This is a genomic window from Deltaproteobacteria bacterium (assembly GCA_016178705.1).
Taxonomy (GTDB): Bacteria; Desulfobacterota; Binatia; order HRBIN30; family JACQVA1; genus JACOST01.
This window is the reverse complement of sequence record JACOST010000020.1, coordinates 22,926-45,208: the sequence shown is the minus strand read 5'-3', so window position 1 is coordinate 45,208 and position 22,283 is coordinate 22,926. Positions and strand designations below refer to the sequence as shown.

Sequence of the window (22,283 nt, the reverse complement as noted above, 5' to 3'; positions counted from 1 at the left end):
CAGACTGCGACGCCGACGCGTGACTCGTGACTCGCGAGTGCTTTCGCTCTACAATCCTCGCATGAAGTTTGCCCTCCAGGTCGCTGGCATCATGAATGCGATGCGATCGTCGGCGCGATTATACGGATCGCCGGCAGCGACCGGTGACCGCGTGCGGAATGACCAGATGGGGATTGAGGCGGTGGTGTCGCAGACGCTGTTGGCCGAGTCCCTCGGATTCGACGCGGTGTTCGTGCCGGATCACTACGTCTTCGAGGCCATGGGCACGCTGCGCCCGGAGGTGCCAGCGTACGAGTTGTTTTTCGTCATGGCGACATTGGTGCAGCGCACCCGCACGATCCGCATCGCCAGCTACGTTGCCTGCATGCTCTACCGCCATCCCGCCATGCACGCGCGGCTCCTTGCGCAAGTTGACGAGGCCAGCGACGGGCGCGTGATCGCGGGCGTCGGCGCCGGCTGGATGCGTGCCGAGTTCGAGATGATGGGCATCGACTTCCCCGACGTGAGCGAGCGACTGCAACGGATGGACGAAGCGGTGGCGATCATTCGAGGTCTCTGGCGACCCGAGCCGTTCACGCTGGCAGGGAAGTTCTACCGCGTGAAAGACGCAGTCTGCCTGCCACGCCCGATGCAGCAGCCCCATCCTCCGCTGATGCTCGGCGGCAGCGGTGCGGGCATCCTGCGCCGTGCCGGCGAGTGGGCCGACATCGTCCACATGGTTCCCGCGCTCGGCAAGGCGGGCACGGCGACTTTGACCGAGCTACAGAAGTTCAACGATGCGGCGGTGCGCCAGAAGCTCGCGCGCGTTCGTGAAGCCGAGGCGCGCGCTGGCCGGCCGAAAGGTGCGGTGCAGTACGCCTCAACGATCTTCAACCTGCAGATCACCAGCTCGCTGGCGCAGACACGTCAGGTCCTGGAGGGCATGGCGGCGTTCTTCGGCCCGACAGCGGAGCAGGCGCGGCGGCACCCGATGGTTCTGGCCGGCACGCCGGGGGAGATCGTCGACGAACTGCGCCGCCGCGAAAGTGAACACGGACTCTCGCTGTTGGCGATCAACGTCAAAGGCGAGGAGCAGTTGACCGAATTCGGCGAGAAGGTCGTCGCCAAAATGTGAAGAGAGTCTCGCGGGCTTTTCCTGGTGAGCGTGCCGTTCTTCTCACCTGACGACCGCCTTGATCAGGTGATGCGCTTACGGCGTACACGCGACGCGACCGGCGTTCTTCATCTTGCCCGCTTCCGTTCTTCGAGACGGGCGCGGGTCATGCGTTCACGCAAGCCGCCCTCTTTGACAAAGGCTTCCTCAAGGTATCGGAGCTGACGGTCCAGCAGGTAACTGGCCACGCGGATCAAGCCGATGATCACATTCGCAGCGATTGCCGGGTCGGAGTTCTCGATGCCCTTGCGGAAGGTCGCGTAGGTGGCGTTGGGAATCTTGTTCAGGTTGCGAAGGCGCTGCGCATAGGAATGATCCTTGGGCCATTCTTCTATGCCGCGCACTCGCAGGAAGTCACGGTAGTCGGCCAGCAGCTCTTCTAAGCTGGCGCGTGCCACGTTGGTGAGCTTGATCTCGGTTTCCTTGGATGTCGCGGAGGCCATGCTGCCTTCGATGATGTTCTGCTTGCCGGAGCGGGCCGCCTGGATCATCTGATCATGAGTGCGGCTGCGCTTGTCGACGAACCGACCGCAGAAGGAAACCGTCGCGTCGTAGACGATCTGCGCCTTCTGGTGGGAGAGCAGCTTCTTGTAGCCACCGTGCGTGGGTATGAAGCCTTTGCTCATAGCTCGCCCCCACCGGGGAAAGGACCAAAAAGACGACAACGACACCAAGGACAGTGTTCAGCGTCGACTGTCCTTGCTGTCCTTTGAGTCTCTTTGGTCATTTCAAATGTTACTCTCGAAGCTCCGCGCACAGCTCGGCGAAGCGCGCCAGCGCCTGGTCGATGTCACCGATGTCGAAGAACTCGTAGCGCTGGACGTGATCGCCGCTGCTCAGCAAGACCGCGACGAACGCGTTCTCGAACGGGCCGCCGTCGCGCGTGGTGCCGAACAGTCGACCCACGCCCACCCGACCGTGGCGGTTCCAGGCGAGTATCCGGACCAACTCCCAGTCCATGTCAGGCGCCAGCTCGGCCAGCGTCCGCAGCGACTCGACCCACTGTTCGCCGGAGACCTCTCCCATGATCGCCAGCCCGCGGCGGTCGCAGATCGCGGCGTCAGGAGCCAGAACATTGCTCAGCACCTCCCAGTCCTGGCGCCCGAGTGCTCGGATCAGAGCTGCGATCGGAACCTGCCCGCCGACCAAGGCGGCCTCCCCGGCGACGAAGCGCGCCTGCGCCTCGGCGAACGCGACGCGGCCGTCGTCGAGGTCGAAGTGGATCACCGCCCGTAGTCGTCCGTCCGCGTCGATCTCCGTGAGCCGGAGGAATTCGCCCTCGAAGGTGCCTCCATCGTGGTCGCCGGCAAAGGCGATACGGTCAAGCGCAAGCCGGTCTCCGACCGTCGCGAGAAGCTCGAGCGTCCTGCGCGAGACTTGCCACGAGATGACCACTTCGAGATTTTTGATGAACAGTTCGACGTCGCCGCTCACCAGCGACCGCTTGCGACGATCGTCGAAGATGAAGTCCGCACTCGTCAGCGCTCGGAATGCGGACCAATCTCGGGTGGCGATGAACTCGAAGGAGCGCACGTTCGCCCGCGTCGCCGCGTTCGGCGGAATGCGCAGCGGATCGGTCGACCCCTCTTCGGTTCTCCCCTTACCAAGGGGAGATACAGAGGGGTTCTTCGCCACAATTCCTCCAAGTTCCTCAAACCGTGCCCGCGCGACGTCGAGGTCCTCGGGCTCGAACAGCTCAACCGTCACGACTCCGTCATCCGAGAACGACGCAAGGCGTACGGCGACGGACTCGAACTCGCCGCCGTTGGCAAGCGTGCCGAACATGTGGCCCATGCTGAGGTTGCGGTGCTCTTCTGCGGCAATCGTGTACAGCGTCTCGATGATCACGTCGGGCGTCTGCTCGAAAAGCACGGCCAGCGAGGCAACGTAGTCGTCGCGCCCAAGCCGGCCGAGTCCGGTACGCCGATGGTCGTCAAAGACGAAGTCGGCAGGCAGGGCGGCACGGAGACGATCGAGGTCGTGGTCGCCCATCGCGCGCTGCACTGCATCGCAGCGCGGATCGCGATCGAGCATCTCCACGCTGGCGGCGCGGCGATCACCGGGGTCGAACGCGATGATCGCAATGCTCAGGCCGTCGGCGTCAACCTCCTGAAGGCTGAGGTTCTCGACCTCCCATTCCTGCCCGGCCGCTTCGCCGCTCCAGCGGAGATGCTCGAGTGCCAGGCGGTCGCCTGCTGTAGCGAGCAGTGTGCGCGCCACGCGTGCGCTGGCGATGATCCGACTGCTCGCGATGAACATGTCGCCACCACCGGTGAGGAGGACGCCGCGGCGCCGATCATCGAAGACCATCGTCGGGGTGCACAACCGCGCCAGGGCTTCCATGTCGCGCGCTGCGAGCGCCTGCCCATGGCGATCGACTGTCCGCGTCGCCGCGTTCGGTGGGATACGCAGCAGGTCGGGGCCGGCGAGCGACGGCGTCGCCAATACGCCCTTCGAGACGCCGCCAGAAGAGGGCGGCTCCTCAGGGCGAACGGTTCGGTTGTTGTCTCGAGAAGATAATTTCCACTCACCCTGAGGAGGCCCCATCTTTTCGGGGCCGTCTCGAAGGGTGCTTCCGAGGTTGTCGATGGCCCCCGCACTGATCTCCTCAAAACGCGCCCATGCCTCGTCGAGTTGCTCGACGGTGTAGAAGTCGAGCCGGCGGACTCTCCTCTGCTCGTCGTGATCCGAGACGGCGACCCGCGTATCTTCAAATACGCCACCTTCCCGGGTACCCCGCAACGTCCCGACGTTCAGCGCTCGATGCGCAGACTCGATGACGTGGTCGACCCACATCCGCACGTCGGGCGCCAGCTCGGCCAACGCCTTTAGCGAGTCGATGAAGGCCGCCGGCCCGCGCAACGTCTCCCAACCCAACGGCCGGTGGTCGTGCACATCGAGGGCTGGGGAAAGTAACGTGGCCAAAGCCGCCCAATCCCGCCTGGCGACGCAGTCGAAAATCGGTCTGGCGGGTGCGAAGCCGTAGCGCGCGCCTGCGCCCGCGGCGTAGCGCTCGTCGAGCTCGTCGTAAGCCGCATCGAGAGCATCGGGATCAAACGTGACCTCAGCTATGAGATCGCTGTTGTCGTCCAGCTCGATGATATCGAGCCACTCGAACTCGCTCCACCCGACCGAGTCGCCGCTGCCTTCCCACAGCACTCGGGCCAACATAAGCCGATTGCCGCGCGTGGCGAGTACCTCGTTCGTGAATGTGGAGGAGGAGAGCGTCTCAAACATCGGTCGAAGGGTCTCGAGAAATCGATCGCGATCGACATCGAGCTGCACAATCCTCTGCCTGTCAATGTTCCGAAAGCCTGGAGGGAGTAGCGCGACGAAACGCTCCCAATCACGGGCGTTCAACGCGTCGACGAGCCGGTTCCCCACCTGCGTCGCGGCGTTCTCGATGCGCGGCGTCGGCGACACCGCTGTCCTGTCCCCCTTTGACAAAGGGGGATTGAGGGGGATTTGTCCGGATGATCCAAACCCAAATCCCTCCTGACCTCCCTTTGCCAAAGGGAGGGACCGTGCGCTCCCGGTAAGCGCGTCGAAGCGGGCCAGGGCATCGTCGACGCGCTCGGCGTCGAACGTCTCGTCGTGCACCACGAGGCCGTCGGTTCCGAACAGCCAGAGCAGGAGGAAGTGCGACTCGAAGGCACCCCCACTAACGCGGTCGGTACCCGAAGTCGTCCAGCGCGCGAGGAGCGCGTCAGGTTCCAAACGGAGGATGTCATCGACGCGCGTGGCGACATCGATGGCCATCTCGAGCAGCGAGCGGAAGCCGCGCAGCAACTTGTCCGCGCCGCGCCCGGACGCGAAGCCAACGGTGCGGTTATCGACGAACTCGACGGCAGGCGCGAGCGCCGAGGCGTAGCGATCCAGGTCCGGCGGTCCCACCAGCGCAGCCACGGAGCGCGCCGTTGCCGCCGCGCGGGTGCACGCGGGACCTTCAGGCAGGGTCTCGGCGTAGCGTTCGTACAACCGGGAGACGGCGTCGCTCAGGTGGTCGACGGTGAAGAACTCCGACCGCGTGCGTTGCCCGTGTGCGTCGACTTCAATCAACGCGATATGCTCCCGCTCGACGGGGCCGAATGGGGCGAAGTCGTCGCTGTCAATCGCGCTGTGCGACAACGACTGCCGACACAGTGCGAACAATTCGCCGAGCGTCGCCAGCGGGTCGGACGCGAGCCTCACCTCGTCCGCGTGAAGCAGGATGCGCAAGCTGGCGAGCGCCCCTTGCCGGTCGTAGGTGACGCCGGTCGGGTGGTGCACCGTCTCCACCAATTCGGCGTACAAGGCGGACAGCGCGTCGGCGTTGCGCGCGCTGACCGCGGCGTCGAGACGGACGGCATTCGCCGTCGCGGCGTTGGGCCGCACGCGGCGATTGGTGAGTGTCGGCGACCCCTCTTTTGTTCTCCCCTTGCCAAGGGGAGCGACAGAGGGGTTCATCGGCCGCTCTTCGACGTTGCCCGTCAATTCGTCGAAACGCGCGAGCGCCTCGGCGATGCGGTCGACGTCGAACTGCTCGTTGCGGGTGACGAGGCCATCCGTTCCGAAGGTGCAGAGCACGAGGAGATGCCGCTCGAAGGCACCGCCGCCGACACGCTCGGTGCCCGAGCTGATGCGGCGTACGAGGAACACGTTGGATCGAAGACCGAGGACGTTATCGATGCGTGCCGTGACGTCATCGGCGATCTCGAGGAGGGCACGGAGCCCGTTCAGGAAGGCCTCGGCTCCGTGCCCGGTCCCCATTCCGACGCGCCGGTGATCGAACAGCTCGATGCCGGGCGCGATCATCGGGGCAAAGCGATCGACGTCGGGCGGTCCCAGAATCGTCGCGACCGAGCGCGCCGTCGCCGCGGCGCGCTTGCGCGCGGGACCATCGGGGAGGAGGTCGGCGTAGCGCTCGTACAGGCGCGCCACGGCATCGCCCAGCCGATCGCCGGCGAAGAACTCCGCACGCGTGCGTTGTCCGCGCGCATCAGCCTCGATCAGAATGATCTCGTCTTTGCTGACCGCACCGAAGGGTGCGATGTCGCCTTCGCCAAGTGCGGAAAACGATACGGTTGTGCGGCACAGTGCGAGCGAATCGCCCAGCGTCGCCAGCGGCTCGTTCGCGAACCGCACGTCTTTGGCTCTGAAGAGCGCGCGCCAGTTACTCAGCGCACCCCGCCCGCCGTACACGGCACCGGTGGGATGGTGCACGATCTCCGACCCGTCGGCGAGCAGCGCGGGAAGTGCGCCGGCATCCCTGGCCGCGATCGCGGCATCGAGGCGAGCGGCGTTCGCGGTCGCGGCGTTCGGCCGCACGCGGCGCGTTACAACCTTCGGAGCGCCCGTCAGCGCGTCGAAGCCCGCGAGCGCCTCGCCGCCGCGATCGGAATCGAAGTGCTCGATGTACGTCACACGGCCGGCGGCTCCAAAGATCCAGAAGACGAGAAACTCGCGCTCGTACGCACCGCCACTCACGCGGTCGGTGCCCGTGGTCCGAAAGCTCATGAGAATCCCGTCGGGTTGCAGACGAAGCAGCTCGTCGACATGGACGGCGATATCGGTCGCAAGTTCCAACAAGACCCCGAAGCTGTGCAGCATGCCTTCGAGTCCTTGTCCGGACGGCAGACCCAGCGTGCGGTGGTCGACGAATTCGATATCCGGTGCGAAGGCTGTGGCAAAGCGGTCGAGGTCGAGCGGCGCCAGCAGCGCCGCGATCGAGCGCGCCGTCACCACAGCGCGCGTGCGCGCCGGGCCTTCGGGGAGAAGCTCGGCATAGCGCTCGTACAACCGGACGACGGCGTCAGCTAAACGCTCGATCGCGAAGAACTCGGAAAGCGAACGTCGCCCGTGCGCGTCAACCTCGATCAGGATGATGTTCTCGCTCTCGACGGCGCCGAAGGGAATGTCTTCGGCAAGGGTGCTGAACGACCCAAGGGCACTGAACGACACATTCCCACGGCACAGCGCGAGCGAGTTGCCCAGGGTGGCCAGCGGCTCGTGCACGAACGTCAAGTTCTCGGTCGTCAGGAGCCCACGGTAGCCATCGAGCGCGTCCCCCTCGCGGAACGCCGTGCCAGTAGGATGGTGAACGTTCTCGGCGTCGGCGGCGAGGAGGGCAACGAACGCGTCGATGTCGCGAGCGGCGACCGCGGCGTCCATGTGAGCCGCATTCGCGGTCGCGGCGTTTGCTTGTATTCGGCGCTTTCTCTCCGGTCCCTCGCCGCTTGGGAGAGGGGTGGGGTGAGGGCGATCTAGCCGCGGCGTCTCGTCCCTTCTGCCCTCACCCTCTCCCAGAGGGAGAGGGGACCTGAAGCTCAGTCCCTCCCGGCGCACTCGTTCGGCAAGCAGCGAAGCACCCTTCGTCTCCCATAGTTCGATTGCGCGCGCTTCTTCAGCATCGGCTTCGTCCCGCCGGCCAGCGGCACGCAACGCCACGGCGAGCGCGAGCCGCGCGTCGGCGTGCAGCAGCAAGGCATCGGTGGCGCCCGCGATGTCGACCGCGGCGCGAGCGACGTGCACTGCCGCCGTGTGCTCGCCACTGGCGGCGAGTGTCTCCGCGCGGACGCGGCGCCAGGCGATCGCCGCCTGCAAGTCGTCGCCAGCGAGCGCCTCGCTCTCGTGACTGAGCGCCTCGGCTTCGGCCACCTGACCCTGCGCGAACAGCGCGCGCCCCAGCAACGCCGCCGCCCGCGCGGCGTCGATGCCGAGTCCGTGGGTGCGCAAACCCTCGTACGCGGTGCGCAGACTGCGCTCGGCCACCACCGCGTCGCCCTCGATCAGCTCGATGAGGCCGGCGAACATCTCGGCCTCGAGCAGCCCTTGCGTGATGCCCAACTCTTCGACCATGCGCCGCGACGACGCGATCATCCGCCGCGCCGCCTCGGTGCGCCCGCGCAGTGCTTCGAGCACCGCCTGACAACGCAGCGCGACAGCTTCCACCGCAGGCGCGCCCTGGGTGATGCGCAGCACGCGCACCACGTCGAGACAGCGGCCGCTAGCGCGCGTCACCGGGCTCGGACCCCACAGCGCGGCGAGCGGCGCGCCGGCCAGCACCGCGTTCGACCGCCGCCGGTCGTCCGCCCGCCGCGCCGCGGCCAGCGCCTTGTCGAGCGCGGCCTCGCAGGCGCCGACTTTGCCGAGGCGCTGCAACGCGAGCGCGTGCACTGAGTGCGCCTTCGCCTCGCCGGCGGCATCACCCGCCGCGGCGAACTCGTCCGCCGCAGCCGCGACCGCGTCAGCAGTGGCGCGCAGCGCCTGCGGATCGGTGAGCACGGCGAGCTGACCGGTGAAGCAGGTGTGCCATGCAGAAAGATGGGGGTTAGAGGCTAGGGGCTGGGGGTTAGGGTCCGGAGTGGGACGGTCTATGAAGCGAGCCAGCTCCGCAATCGCCTTCGCCGCCGGGCCGACATCACCGGCGGACAGCAGCGCCTCGCACCAATCGAGGGCGAGATCGGCGCGCGCCAGATCACTGGCATCGAGCCGGTCGAGCGCGCGTCCGAGCAAGTTCGCGGCTACCGGCAAGTCATCGCGCGCCAACGCCCGCCGGCCTGCCGCCCCGAGGTAGCGCGCGGCGCGCGCACCAAAGGCGCGTCCCGGTGCGTCGATCGGCCCGAGCTCGCGCAGGTGCTGATGCGCTTGCTCGAAGTGCCAGCCCAGCGTCTCGTCGTGTTCGATACTCTCGCCGACCTTCGCCTCGATCCATTCCGCCAAGCGAGCGTGCAACTCCGCACGCGTCCCTTTCAGCACACGCCGGTACGCCGCGTCGCGCGTCAGCCCGTGATGAAAGCGCAGCGCTGGCTCGCCGAGGAACCAGCTGGCGTCCGGTTCGAGCAACTCGCTGCGCCGCAATGATTCGAGTCGCGCGTCGAGATCGGTGATCTCACGCGGCAGCAAGTGCGCCACTGCGGCCCGTGAGAATTGCCGGCCGACGACGGCGGCCCGCTCCAGCACCGTGCGATCCTCCGGACGCAGCCGCTCGATGCGCGCAGCGAGCAGCGCATGAATCGTCGGCGGCATGTCGTGCGCGGCGAGATCCACGGCTGCGGTCCAGCGATCGCCTTCGCGCTTGAGCGCGCCGTCGTTGACCAGCATGCGCACCAGCTCGCCGACGAACAGCGGGTTGCCTTCGCTCGCAGCCAGCACGCGGCCGGCGACCGCCGCGGGCAGCGCGTCGGCGCCGATCACGTTGGCGGCCAACTGGGTCGCCGCACCGGCATCGAGGCCTGCGAGCGTGACCACATCCGCGACAAGGCCGCCCGACATGGTCAGCGATGAGCGCGTGTCGCGCAGCTCGGGTCGCGCGGCGGCCAGCACCAGCAGGCGCGCCTCCTTGCCCCACTGCACTAGGTGCTCAACCAAGTCGAGCAGCAGCGGCTCCGCCCACTGCAGATCGTCGATGGCGAGTACGACGGGACGTGTAGTGGCGAGCGCAGCGAGGAAGCGGCGGACGACAAAGAAAGTTTCCTCGGGTGACCCCGGCGTGCCGGCGAGCAGCGCGGCGATGCCGTCAGCGATGCGGGCATGCTCGGTGGTCTCGGGCAGGGCGGCGGCGATGGTGCTGCGCAGCGCGTCGTCGCTGGACGGATCCGACGGACCGGTCCGCTCCGTTCGCCCTACACCCAGCAGCTCTCGCACCGCCTTGGCGAGAGGCGCGAAGGTAGCGCCGCCGGCCGACTCGCAGTGCGCGGTCAACACCGTGGCGCCGTCGCCCAATTGCCGAGCAACTTCGTCGAGCAGGCGTGACTTGCCCAAACCCGGCGACCCGAGGATCACCGCCAGACGCGCCGCGGGCGTGGTCACGGCCGCGTCGTAGACCGCCAGCACACGCCGCAGCTCGTCGTCGCGTCCGACGAACGCCGTCGCGGCTGCGCCCGCGGGCCGCTCGAGCGACACCACGCGGTGGGCCGCGACTGTCTCCGCGCGACCCTTCAGGCTGAGCACGCCGGCCGGCGCCAGCGTCACCAACTCGCTGACCAGGCGACGCGTCGACTCGCCAATCAGGACCTCACCGTCGTGCGCTTCCTGCTGCAGCCGCGCCGCAACATTGACCGGATCGCCGACGACATCGTCGTTGCCGGCGCTGACCACGACCTCGCCGGTGTTGACGCCGACGCGCAGGCCGAGTTCGCCGACGGCGGCGGCTTGCTCGGCGGCGAGCGTGCGGAAAACCTGTTGCATGGCGACCGCCGCGCGCACGGCACGGAGGGCATCGTCCTCCGCCACGCGCGGCACGCCAAAGGCGGCGATGACGCCATCGCCGAGCAGCTTGACGACAGTGCCGCCGTGGGTTTCGACGGCACCGCGCAGCGCGCGGTAGTAGCGATCCATCAGGCGGCGCGTCGACTCTGCGTCGAGGCGTTCGTGCAGCGACGTCGAACCGATCAGGTCGGCAAAGATGATGGTGACGACCTTGCGCGCTTCCGACAGGGGGTTGGGGGTTACGGGGTTGGGGGTTAGGGGTTGGCTTTGAGCTTTAGACTTGTCGCTTGAAGCTAAGGCCGCGCCGCAGCCGTCGCAGAACTGCGCGTCAGCCCGGCACTCAGTGCTACACGCCGGGCAACGCGGCGCGAGCGGCTTGCCGCAGCCGTCGCAGAATCGTGCACCATCCCGGTTTGCTTTTCCACAACCCGCGCAGTCCATAGCGACACTCAGTTGAAGCTGAGTATGCTAGTGCATGGAAACGATGTCCACCGCAGCCACAGGGAGAGCGCGCGTTCCACCAATGTGCGAACGCACCGGCCGCCATTGCGCCGACAGGGAGAATTGGTAATCTCGCGCTGACGCCGGTTCTGACGGCCTCATTGTAAGGAGTCGCTGCATGGCGGAGACAACCAACCGAGCCGACCTCGACCTCTGGCGCAAACTCGCCACCAAAGACCGCAAAGGTTCTGACCCGGACGGCCTGGTGTGGCACACGCCCGAGGGGATCGAGGTGAAGCCGCTCTACACGCAAGCCGATGTCGCCGACCTCGACTTCTCCGACAGCACTCCCGGCGCCTATCCATTCATACGCGGACCGCGCTCGACGATGTATGCGGGACAGCCGTGGACGCTGCGCCAGTACGCCGGCTTCTCCACCGCGGAGGAGTCGAACGCGTTCTATCGCGCCAACCTCGCCGCCGGTCAGATGGGTCTGTCGGTCGCCTTCGACCTCGCCACCCATCGCGGCTACGACAGCGATCATCCGCGCGTCGTCGGCGACGTCGGCAAGGCCGGCGTCGCCATTGATTCGGTCGAAGACATGAAGATTCTCTTCGACGGCGTGCCGCTCGACAAGATGTCGGTGTCGATGACGATGAACGGCGCCGTGCTACCAGTGCTGGCCAACTTCATCGTCGCCGGCGAAGAGCAAGGCGTGCCACGCGCGCAGCTCACCGGGACGATTCAGAACGACATCCTCAAAGAGTTCATGGTGCGCAACACCTACATCTATCCGCCCAAGCCATCGATGCGGATCGTTGCCGACATCATCGAGTACACCAGCAAGGAGATGCCGAAGTTCAACTCGATCTCGATCTCCGGCTACCACATGCAAGAAGCTGGGGCGACCTGCGATCTCGAGCTGGCGTTCACGATTGCGGATGGGCTCGAATACGTGCGCGCCGCGCTGTCGAAGGGTCTCGACATTGACGCGTTCGCCGGTCGCCTCTCGTTCTTCTTTGCCATCGGCATGAACTTCTACATGGAAGTGGCAAAGCTGCGCGCCGCGCGCCTGCTCTGGGCAACCCTCGTCAAGAAGCACTTCAATCCCAAGCAACAGACCTCGTTGATGCTGCGCACGCATTGCCAGACGTCCGGTGCGAGCCTCACCGAGCAGGACCCGTTCAACAACATCGTCCGCACCACGGTCGAAGCGATGGCCGCGGTGTTTGGTGGCACCCAGAGTCTGCACACGAACTCGTTTGACGAAGCGATCGCGCTACCCACCGATGCCTCGGCCCGCGTCGCGCGCAACACGCAGCTCATCCTGCAACTCGAAACCGGCATTCCGAAGGTCATCGATCCGTGGGGCGGCTCGTACTTCATGGAGTCGCTCACCCACGCGCTGGCGCGCAAGGCGCTCGGGATCGTCGATGAAGTCGAGAAGCTCGGCGGCATGACCAAAGCGATCGAAGCCGGCATGCCGAAGCTGCGCATCGAAGAAACCGCGGCCCGCCGCCAGGCGCGCATCGATCGCGGCGAAGACATCGTCGTCGGCGTCAACAAATTCAAACTCACGGAAGAACCGGAGATCGACACCCGTGAGATCGACAACAGCGCTGTCCGCGAGTCGCAGGTCGCTCGCCTCAAGCGTATCCGGGCGACGCGCAACGCGGACAAGGTGCGCGGCACGCTCGACGCGCTCACGCACGCGGCGCAAACCGGCGAGGGCAATCTGCTCGCGCTCGCCGTCGAGGCCGCGCGGGCGCGTGCCTCGGTCGGGGAAATCTCCGACGCGCTGGAGAAGGTGTGGAGTCGCTACCACGCCGAGATTCGCTCGATCACCGGCGTCTATGGCGGCCAATACGCCGACGACGCCGATTGGAAGGCGATCCAGGCCGACGTCGATCGCTTCGCCGCCGAACACGGTCGCCGGCCACGCATGTTAGTCGCAAAGATCGGTCAGGACGGTCACGATCGCGGCGCGAAAGTCATCGCCACCGCGTTCGCCGATCTCGGCTTCGACGTCGACGTCGGCACGCTCTTCCAAACCCCAGAGGAAGTCGCGCGCCAAGCGGTGGAGAACGACGTCCACGTCGTCGGTATCTCCACGCAATCGGGCGGACACAAGACCTTGGTGCCGGAGTTGATCAAGGAATTGCGACGACTCGACGCCGGCGACATCGTCGTCACCGTCGGCGGCATCATTCCCGCCAAGGACTACGCGTTTCTCGAACAAGTCGGCGTCAAGGCCATCTTCGGCCCTGGCACGCAGATCCCCAAGGCGGCCCGCACGGTGTTGGCGTTGATCACCGACGCTCATACACCGCAGGTGCGCGCGGCGAACGCGTGAATCGATTGCGGATTGCGGATTTGGGATTGCGGATTTACGGCCCACCCGGAATGCGGAATGAAGATCGCTGATCGCTCAACCCACATATGAAACGCTCCGCATCCCTCGATCCGCAATCCGCAATCCCAAATCCGCAATCCGACATTCCGCAATCCGCAATCGATTCGCTGGCGCGCGACGTGCGGGCGGGCAATCGCCGCGCGCTAGCGAAGGCCATCACGTTGGTCGAGAGCACGCGTAGCGATCACCAACAATCGGCGCAGCGCCTGCTCGAAGCGTTGCTGCCGTTTACCGGGCACGCGGCGCGCGTCGGCATCAGCGGCGTACCGGGGGTCGGCAAGAGCACGTTCATTGAAGCGTTCGGTCTCTACTTGATCGGCACCGGCAAGCGTGTGGCCGTGTTGGCCGTCGATCCATCCAGTGCGCGATCTGGCGGCAGCATTCTCGGCGACAAGACGCGCATGCCACGGCTATCCGCCGCACCCGAAGCGTTCATCCGGCCGAGTCCGTCGGGCGGCTCGCTCGGCGGTGTCGCCAGGCGCACGCGCGAGGCCCTACTGGTATGCGAGGCCGCCGGCTACGATGTCGTACTGGTCGAGACCGTCGGCGTCGGGCAATCGGAATTCGCGGTCGCGTCGATGGTCGATTTCTTCTTGGTGCTGATGCTCGCTGGTGCCGGCGATGAGTTGCAGGGCATCAAGAAGGGCATCCTCGAAATCGCCGACGCGCTCGCCATCAACAAAGCCGACGGCGACAACATCGATCACGCCACGCAAGCGGCAGCGCAGTATCGCGCCGCGCTCAATCTGTTCCGCCACAGCAGCCCAACGTGGGATCCGCCGGTGGTGACGGTGAGCGCCCGCGAGTCACACGGGATGGACACGGTGTGGAACATCGTTGCCGACCATCGCCGTCAAGTCAGCGCCTCGGGGGAACTTGATCGCAAACGTCGCGAGCAGCAGCGGACGTGGTTCTGGAATTTGATCGACGAAGGATTGAAGCAACACTTCCTAGCGCGCGAGGACACGCGCCAGCTCTTGCCGGCGATGGAGCTCGCCATCGCCAACGCGACGCTCACGCCCACCGAAGCCGCACGCCGCTTGCTGTCGCTGCTCGACCAAGTTGGTGATCGCAAGGCGCGCGCGGCCCGTTCAAGCCGTCGGACACGTTCCGCATAGGAGGACCGCCGCATGACGACCGCCGACATCGAGCGCCGGCTGTTCTGGCACGGTATCCTGCTCTTCTTCCTCGGACTCGTCGGCGGCCTGTTCGTGCAGATGATGCGCAATCCGCGGATGGGACTCTCGGCGCATGTCGGCGCACTGATGAGCGGGATGTTTCTCGCGCTGCTCGGCGCCACCTGGCGGCACATCCGACTGACAACCGGAACGGCTCGCGCGACGTTCTGGCTCGCTCTCTATGGGATGTACATCAGCTCGTTAGGAGTACTGCTCGCCGCACTCTTCGGTACGAGTCTCAGCACGCCGTTGCACGGCGCCGGCTTCACGGCCGCGGCGTGGCAAGAGGCCTCGGTCTACTTCACTACCGGGACCGGCGGCGTTGCGGCGCTCGGCTGCTGCGTCGGCGCACTGTGGGGACTGCGTCGCCGGCCGACGTAGTCGCACGATCAGCTAGGCCGGAATGTGCGTCGTCGTCACCTCGGCGAGGGCCTTACCGTCGTCGCCGCTGACAATCGTTCGGATCACGGTCACGCGGCGTCCGCGACGGACCACGCGCGATTCGGCCGTGATCGTACCGCCCTGTTGATTGCGCAGCATCACGGCGTGCAGATCCACGCCGACCATGAACTTGCCTTCCGCTGCACTTCCGGCATTCGCGCGGCCCGCCATCGCCGTCGCCAGATTGTCCGCCAGCGCGATGATCACGCCACCGTGAATCGCACCAGTTGGATTGGTGTGATGCGGTTGGATCAGCAACCGTTGCACCGCATGCTCGTCGTCGACGACACTCGGTTCGAACCCGAGGTGGTGACCGAGTGGACTATCCCGCCTATTGTCGCTGCTTGCCACGCCTTGGCCTCCTCGCATTCCTTGGACACTCGATAGCACAATCGCCCCACCCGACGATAAGCAATCCGCGATCAGCCATAAGCGAATCCGCACTGGCGACTCGCGCTCGGAATTGGCATGGTACCGGCCGCGATGAGCTTCCCGCCTTGGATCTGGAACATCCCCGAGTACTTCAACATCGGTGTGGCGTGCAGCGATGCGCATGTCGGTACAGCGCGGGAGAACCGGCTTGCGGTGATCGTCGATGACGACGCCATCGGTGTGCGTCGGGCGACGTTTCGCGAGCTCGCCGACGCCACCAGCCGCTTCGCGCAACTCCTGCGCGACATCGGAGTCGCCGCCGGAGCGCGTGTACTGATTCGTCTGCCGAACTGCATCGAGTATCCGACGGTCTTCCTCGGCGCGCTGAAGCGCGGCGCCATTCCGGTCCCGACGTCGCCGCTACTGACAACCGACGAGATTCAATTTCTCGCCAGCGACTCGGGCGCCCAAGTGGTGGTGACCGACCGCGCAACGTGGAATGCGATGCAGGGCACCTTCGAGCGGCTTGGCAGCATTGCCTATGTGATTCTGATCGGCACCGGCGATCGTGCCACGTCTGACCGCATCACCGTAGTCGATTTCGATCGTGCGCTCGCCGCGATTCAGCGCTGGGGCGATGCGCACCCAACGCGCGCGGAAGATCCCGCGTATCTCGTCTACACCTCCGGCACTACTGGCTATCCCAAAGGTGTGCTGCACGCGCATCGCGCCTTGCTCGGTCGCCAGCCATCATCAGAATACTGGTTCGATTTTCAACCCACCGGCGATCGCGTGTTGCACTCGGGCAAGTTCAACTGGACCTACGTGCTCGGCACCGGCCTGATGGACCCGCTCTATCGCGGCCACACCGCGATTCTCCACGAAGGCAGCCCCGATGGCTCGGTGTGGCCGCGACTGATCGCCAAGCACGGCGCCACGATCTTCATCGGCGTGCCGACGTTGTATCGCCATATCATTCAGAAAACCCACTTCAGCCGCGCCGATGTCCCCGCGCTGCGCCATTGCATGAGCGCCGGCGAACATCTCTCCGACGAAGTGCTGGCCGCGTGGCGTAACCGCTTCGGCCTCGACATCTACGAAGGGCTCGGCATGACCGAGTGCTCGTACTACTTGTGCCAGACCAAGAGCCGCCCGATCCGGCCCGGCTCCGCCGGATTCGCGCAGCCGGGTCATAGCGTGAAGCTGCTCGATCCGAACACGCTCGACGAAGTCGGCGTCGGCGAGGAAGGCATGCTCTGTATTCCGAAGGACGATCCGGACCTGATGTTGCGGTACTGGAATCAACCCGAAGAGACCGCTGCGCACTTCCGTGACGATTGGTTCCTCACCGGCGACTACGCGCGCCGCGATGCCGACGGGTACATCTGGTTCCTCGGCCGCAAGGACGACCTCATCAATTCGTTCGGCTACCGCGTCTCGCCGCACGAGATCGAACGCGTACTGAAGGATCATCCCGATGTCGCCGACGCAGCCGCCGTCGGTGAAGAAGTCACACCCGACAAAGTGCTTGTCGCCGCCTACGTCATTCGACGACCGGGCAGCACCATCAGCGCCGACGCGCTGCTTGCGTATGGTCGCGAACACCTCGCATCATACAAGGCGCCCAAGATCATCTACTTCGTCGATGAGTTTCCGCGCACGCGCAACGGCAAGATTCAACGGCGCGCGCTAACACCTGACCACACCCGAACGCACTCGGCCTGACGGCGCCCCTTCGGCAACCGCCGGCAGCGCACAACGCGCTGATCTCGCCGGGAGCAATGCTCGAAGAGGTATCCTTGACACAACCCATTGTCACATTCCCAATTTGTGTGCTAATCGCGAAGCCCGATCCACTTGGTCCGTAGGCGCATCACAACCAAAGGAAGGAGCACGACGCATGAAGAAACCGGTGAAGCCTCGGCGGCGCATGTGTGGAACCATGCAGGTTCATCAGCGGCTACTGGAGACGTATGCGAGCTTTCGACAGAAACAGATTGCTCTCGAGCATATGACCACGCGGCGCTTGGTCGAAGGCGTGACGCGTGGAATAGTTGGACCGGTTACTATTCCAGTGGTCGTCCACGTGGTTCACAATGCCGCGTCAGAGAACATCTCCGCGGCACAGATCAAGAGCCAAATCGGGGTACTAAACAAGGACTACCGCGCGACGAACCCCGACCGCACGAAGGTCCCAGCCGTCTGGACGGCGCTGGTCGCCGACTCGAACGTGCAGTTCGTGCTGGCCTCGAAGGATCCTCAGGGCAAGAAGACCTCGGGCATCACCCGCACGAAGACCAACCGCACTTCGTTCAGCGACGACGATGGGGTGAAGTCTAAATCCACCGGTGGTGCCCCCCCTTGGCCCTCTGACAAGTACCTCAATCTCTGGGTCTGCAGCTTGGGAGGTGGACTGCTGGGCTACGCACAGTTCCCGGGTGGTCCTCCCAAGACTGACGGCGTCGTGATTCTCAATACGGCCTTCGGCACCAAGGGCACCGCAGCCGCACCATTCAATTTGGGTCGCACGGCGACTCATGAGATCGGACATTGGCTCAATCTGCGCCACATTTGGGGCGATACGGAAGACTGTACCGGCAGTGACTTCGTTGCCGACACTCCCAATGCGGCAACGCCGAACTTCGGCAAGCCGAAGGTTCCCCACATCTCGTGCCACAACGACCCGAACGGTGATATGTTCATGAACTACATGGACTACGTCGATGATGACGCGATGTTCATGTTTACCAAAGGACAAGTGGTCCGGATGGAGGCAACGCTTGAAGGGCCTCGCAGTTCCATCGTCAGTTGAGCGCCACATGTCGGAAAGTGGTCCCGATCAATGAAGCTGAGCCCCGACCTATTGCACCAGCATTGGGTGCATTCGCACGAGGAGGATACGGACACCGAGAAGGTCTTTCGTCCGGCGACGTTCCAATTTCCGCGCGCTCGCGGGCGGGCGTCCTTTGAACTGAAGCCCGACGGTACGTTGCGCGAAAACGTCCCCGGTCCGACCGATCGCCGCGAGGAGCGCAGCGGAACATGGAAACTCGAAGGCGACAATATGCTCGCGATGCACGGGCTGCAACCCTCATGGCCAGCGCGACGTCTGGCGATTGTGTCGGTCACGAAAGATCGCTTGGTGGTTAGGAAGTAGCCGCAACTTGAGTGGCGGCCACTCGACGCTCTCACGCGCGCTCCTCCCAACTCAGCTCTCTCTACGCGCTTGTCAACACATGCTCCGGCGCCGGACGCGCCGCCTAGCCCAATCGCCTAGCTAGCGCGTTGCGCTGCTGATCGATCTCGCGTGGCAAGCGGCTGCCGAACTTGCCGAAAAACTCGGCGAGGCTTTCGGTCTCCGGACGCCAATCGTCGCGCGACACCGACAGCAGCTCGGCCATGGTCTGCTCGTCGACGTTGATGCCATCGATGTCGATCGCACCCTTCGCCGGCAGATTGCCGATCGCTGACTCGACGGCGCCGCCCTTCCCTTTGCAGCGATCGACGATCCAGCGCAGCGCGCGCATGTTCTCGCCGAAGCCCGGCCAGATAAATTTGCCGGCCGCATCCTGGCGGAACCAATTGACGTGAAAAATTTTGGGCGGCTGCTTCACCACGGTACCCATGTGCAGCCAGTGACCCCAGTAGCTGCCCATGTTGTACCCGCAGAACGGCAGCATCGCCATCGGATCGCGCCGCACCACGCCGACCGCGCCGGTTGCCGCCGCGGTGGTTTCCGACGCCACCGACGCGCCGACAAAGACGCCGTGGTTCCAATCGAACGACTCGAACACCAGCGGCGCCGTCCGCGCGCGCCGGCCGCCGAAGATGAACGCCGAGATCGGCACACCCTGCGGGTCGTTGAACTTCGGTGAGATCGACGGGCACTGGCTCGCCGGGGCGGTGAAGCGCGAATTCGGATGCGCCGCCTTCTCGGCGGAACCTTTCTGCCAGGGATGCCCGCGCCAGTCGGTGAGCCGCTCCGGCACTTCGCCATCGAAGCCTTCCCACCACGGACAGTTATCATCGGTCACAGCGACGTTGGTGAAGATCGAGTTCGCGCGCAGGCTCTCCATCGCGTTTCGATTGGTCTTCGACGACGTACCCGGTGCGACGCCGAAGAACCCCGCCTCTGGATTGATCGCCCACAGCCGACCGTCGGGGCCCGGCCGCAGCCACGCGATATCGTCACCGACCGTCCACACCTTCCATCCCTTCTGCGATGCGGGCGGAATCAGCATGGCGAGATTGGTCTTACCGCAGGCGCTCGGAAATGCCGCCGCAATGTAGTGGGTCTCTCCTTCAGGGCTCTCGAGACCGAGAATCAGCATGTGCTCGGCGAGCCAATCTTCCTCGCGCGCTTGCACGCTGGCGATGCGCAATGCGAAGCACTTCTTGCCGAGCAGCGCGTTACCGCCGTAGCCGGAGCCGACGCTCCAGATCGCTTTGTCTTCGGGGAAGTGCGCAATGAAGCGACGATCAGGGCTGAGGTCACCGAGCGAGTGCAAGCCTTTGACGAATTCGTCGCTGCCGCCGAGCTGCTTGAGCGCGGGCTCGCCCATGCGCGTCATGATGCGCATATTGGCGACCACATACGCGCTATCGGTGATCTCGATGCCGACCTTGCTGGACGGCGAACCGAGCGGACCCATCACGTACGGAATCACGTACATGGTGCGGCCGCGCATCGATCCCTGGAAGAGCGCGCCGATTTTCTCCTTCGCTTCGCGCGGCGCCATCCAGTTGTTGGTTGGCCCCGCGTCTTCCTGTTTCTCAGAGCAGATGAACGTCAAATGCTCCGTGCGCGCGACGTCGCTCGGGTCACTGCGATGCAGGTAGCAGTTCGGGTACTTCTGCTGATTGAGCGGCTGCAGCACTTTGCCGTCCACCATTTCGGCAATCAGCCGATCATTTTCCGTCTGCGACCCGTCGACCCAGCGGACCTTCGCAGGCTTGGTGTGGTCGGCGACTTCCTTGACCCAATTCTCCAGCGCAGTGTTCACCATAAACCTCGATTCAGACGCTTCAGCGCGGCGCGGCAACGCAGCGGTTGACCAGCGTCCCAATACCTTCGATCGTGCTCGTGATGACTTCGTCTTCCTTCAGATAGCGACGCGGCGTCCGCGTGGACCCGACTCCACTCGGTGTCCCGGTGAAGATCAGGTCGCCGGGTTCGAGCGTACACAGACTCGACAGGAAGGCGATCAGTTGCGGCACCGAGAAAATCATGTCGCTGGTGCGCGCGGCTTGCATGCGCTCGCCCGCAACGTCGCACGTCAACGCCAGGTCGTTCGGATTCTTGAACGCATCGAGTGTGACCAATACCGGCCCGATCGGACCGAACGTGTCGGCCGACTTCCCCATTGAGAACTGCGGGGGCTTGTCCGCGAACTGCAGCTTGCGATCGGAGATGTCTTGCCCGGCGGTGTAGCCGGCGACGTAGTCGAGCGCCCGTGCTTCGGGAATGCGGCGGCCGCGGCGACCTATCACGACCACCAGTTCGACTTCCCAATCGACGAACGCGGAAGACAACTCGACATCTGCCCGCGGGCCTACCAGACAATTTGGAAATTTCGTGAACACCACTGGCGACTGTGGGATGTCCATCCCGGCTTCGGTGGCGTGGGCACGGTAATTCATCCCAATCGCAAACACCTTGGCGGGCCGGGGCACCGGCGGGGCGAGCTCGCTCTCGTTCAGCGCTTCGGTCGCATCGCTGGGCTTCAGGCCTCGCGCCCACTCGATGAACGTGCCCCACTGCTGAATCGCCACCATCGCGTCGGCAGCGAAGCGTCCACTCGACGCGCGCTCAACATCGACGATACGGTTTTCGAGTACGACCGCCGCCCTTCCCTTCACATTGGCAAACCGGACGCTCATGACATTTCACCTTCCGGTGGCACAGGCGTCTGGCCTGTGCGCACCGGATGGAAGCCGGTGCCACCATGCAGGCGCCGCAGCATCACAGTCCATACGCTTGCTTCAGCTCCGGATCCTTCGCGGCGAGTAGTGTGGCGAGGTTGACCATCACCTTGCACTGCTTCCAAGTGGCATCGTCTTGCATCTTGCCGTCGATCATCTGCACGCCGCGACCGTCGGGCATCGCTTCGAGCACGCGCTTGGCGAACGCGACTTCCTCCGGCGGCGGGCTGAACACCTTCTTCGCGATCGTGATCTGACTGGGGTGCAGCGACCACGCCCCGACACAGCCAAGCAGAAAGGCGGCGCGAAATTGATCTTCACATCCCAGCGAATCGGCGATGTCGCCGAACGGTCCGTAGAACGGCAGGGCGCCGGTTGCAGCACAGGCATCGACCATCCGCGCAATCGAATAGTGCCAGGGGTCTTGCTGAGCCACGGCGCGCGGAGCCTGCGGATCTTTCGGATTCGGATCGGTGCGCACCAGGTACGCAGGATGTCCGCCGCCCACGCGCGTCGTCTTCATCCGCCGCGACGCGGCGAGATCCGCCGGGCCGAAGCTGATGCCTTGCACGCGCGGACTCGCCGCACAGATCTCTTCGACGTTGGTCACACCGAGCGCGGTCTCTAAAATCGCATGGACCAGGATCGGGCGCTGCACCTTGTGCTTGCCTTCGAGTTGCGCGAGCAGTCGATCGACGAAGTGAATATCCCACGGGCCTTCGACCTTCGGAATCATCACCACGTCAAGTCGGTTACCGATCTCCGCCACCAAGCGCGTGATATCGTCGAGGCACCAGGGGCTGTCGAGACTATTCACGCGGGTCCACAGTGGCGTCTCGCCCAGATCGACCGCACGGCCGATACTCACCAAACCTTCGCGCGCGTCGAGCTTCTTGTCGGCGGGAATCGCGTCCTCGAGGTTGCCGAGCAAGATGTCAGTTTGCTTCGCCAGTTCCGGCAGCTTGGCCGCCATTTTTGGATTGCTGGGATCGAAGAAGTGGATGCAGCGCGACGGCTTGATGGGAATATCCATCACTGGCTTGGGCGCGCCAATAGCCAGCGGCTTTCCGAAATCTCGTGGATTACGCATCCGACCTCCTGGTATGTTGCCGAGCGGATGATCGCGGCTGTACTACCTTCACCTAGAAGCGTCAAATTAGGCTGCCTGCCCCGC

13 protein-coding genes are annotated in these 22,283 nt (G+C 64.9%); 7 read left to right on the top strand and 6 right to left on the bottom strand.

The window, feature by feature from the left end; all coding sequences use genetic code 11:
• Positions 1-61 precede the first annotated feature (61 nt).
• Positions 62-1,114 carry an LLM class flavin-dependent oxidoreductase gene (locus tag HYR72_14640; protein MBI1816212.1) on the top strand — a complete coding sequence of 351 codons (1,053 nt, stop codon included), beginning with the start codon at positions 62-64 and terminating at the stop codon, positions 1,112-1,114.
• A 107-nt stretch (positions 1,115-1,221) separates the two neighbouring features.
• Here the strand turns inward: HYR72_14640 and HYR72_14635 are convergent, their stop codons facing one another.
• Together HYR72_14635 and HYR72_14630 are read right to left on the bottom strand one after the other, a co-directional pair.
• Entirely contained in the window at positions 1,222-1,779 is a 558-nt protein-coding gene (locus HYR72_14635; GenBank protein MBI1816211.1) for a four helix bundle protein, read from the bottom strand.
• A gap of 109 nt (positions 1,780-1,888) precedes the next feature.
• Positions 1,889-10,783 carry a nuclear transport factor 2 family protein gene (locus tag HYR72_14630; GenBank protein MBI1816210.1) on the bottom strand — a complete coding sequence of 2,965 codons (8,895 nt, stop codon included), beginning with the start codon at positions 10,781-10,783 and terminating at the stop codon, positions 1,889-1,891.
• Positions 10,784-10,961: 178 nt separating this feature from the next.
• On the opposite strand from HYR72_14630, the gene scpA reads away from it, so the two are divergent.
• The 3 genes from scpA (at position 10,962) to HYR72_14615 (ending at position 14,755) form a co-directional block, all read left to right on the top strand.
• Complete coding sequence (gene scpA / locus HYR72_14625) at positions 10,962-13,136, top strand: methylmalonyl-CoA mutase (protein MBI1816209.1); 2,175 nt, start codon at positions 10,962-10,964, stop codon at positions 13,134-13,136.
• Positions 13,137-13,222: 86 nt separating this feature from the next.
• The gene (meaB, locus tag HYR72_14620) at positions 13,223-14,314 is read left to right on the top strand and encodes a methylmalonyl Co-A mutase-associated GTPase MeaB (protein MBI1816208.1); all 1,092 of its coding nucleotides are present in this window, start codon (positions 13,223-13,225) and stop codon (positions 14,312-14,314) included.
• Between the two features lie 12 nt (positions 14,315-14,326).
• Entirely contained in the window at positions 14,327-14,755 is a 429-nt protein-coding gene (locus HYR72_14615) for a hydrogenase (protein MBI1816207.1), read from the top strand.
• 12 nt (positions 14,756-14,767) lie between these two features.
• Here the strand turns inward: HYR72_14615 and HYR72_14610 are convergent, their stop codons facing one another.
• Positions 14,768-15,166, bottom strand: a complete 399-nt coding sequence (locus tag HYR72_14610) for a PaaI family thioesterase (GenBank protein MBI1816206.1) — start codon at positions 15,164-15,166, stop codon at positions 14,768-14,770.
• A gap of 132 nt (positions 15,167-15,298) precedes the next feature.
• Here HYR72_14610 and HYR72_14605 point away from each other — a divergent pair, with 132 nt between their 5' ends.
• The 3 genes from HYR72_14605 (at position 15,299) to HYR72_14595 (ending at position 18,344) form a co-directional block, all read left to right on the top strand.
• Positions 15,299-16,912: an acyl-CoA synthetase gene (locus HYR72_14605; GenBank protein MBI1816205.1), complete on the top strand. Its 1,614-nt coding sequence runs from the start codon at positions 15,299-15,301 to the stop codon at positions 16,910-16,912.
• Positions 16,913-17,129: 217 nt separating this feature from the next.
• Positions 17,130-17,999 (top strand): zinc metalloprotease, encoded by an 870-nt coding sequence (locus HYR72_14600; protein ID MBI1816204.1) that lies wholly within the window; start codon positions 17,130-17,132, stop codon positions 17,997-17,999.
• 30 nt (positions 18,000-18,029) lie between these two features.
• Positions 18,030-18,344: a hypothetical protein gene (locus HYR72_14595; protein MBI1816203.1), complete on the top strand. Its 315-nt coding sequence runs from the start codon at positions 18,030-18,032 to the stop codon at positions 18,342-18,344.
• Positions 18,345-18,447: 103 nt separating this feature from the next.
• On the opposite strand, the gene HYR72_14590 is transcribed toward HYR72_14595, so the two are convergent.
• The 3 genes from HYR72_14590 to HYR72_14580 all read right to left on the bottom strand — a co-directional run bounded on the left by HYR72_14590 (position 18,448) and on the right by HYR72_14580 (position 22,199).
• Positions 18,448-20,193, bottom strand: a complete 1,746-nt coding sequence (locus HYR72_14590; protein ID MBI1816202.1) for a phosphoenolpyruvate carboxykinase (GTP) — start codon at positions 20,191-20,193, stop codon at positions 18,448-18,450.
• 19 nt (positions 20,194-20,212) lie between these two features.
• A complete protein-coding gene (locus HYR72_14585) occupies positions 20,213-21,067 on the bottom strand; it encodes a fumarylacetoacetate hydrolase family protein (GenBank protein MBI1816201.1) in 855 nt (284 codons plus the stop codon).
• 82 nt (positions 21,068-21,149) lie between these two features.
• Entirely contained in the window at positions 21,150-22,199 is a 1,050-nt protein-coding gene (locus tag HYR72_14580) for a CoA ester lyase (protein ID MBI1816200.1), read from the bottom strand.
• Between the last annotated feature and the right edge of the window lie 84 nt (positions 22,200-22,283).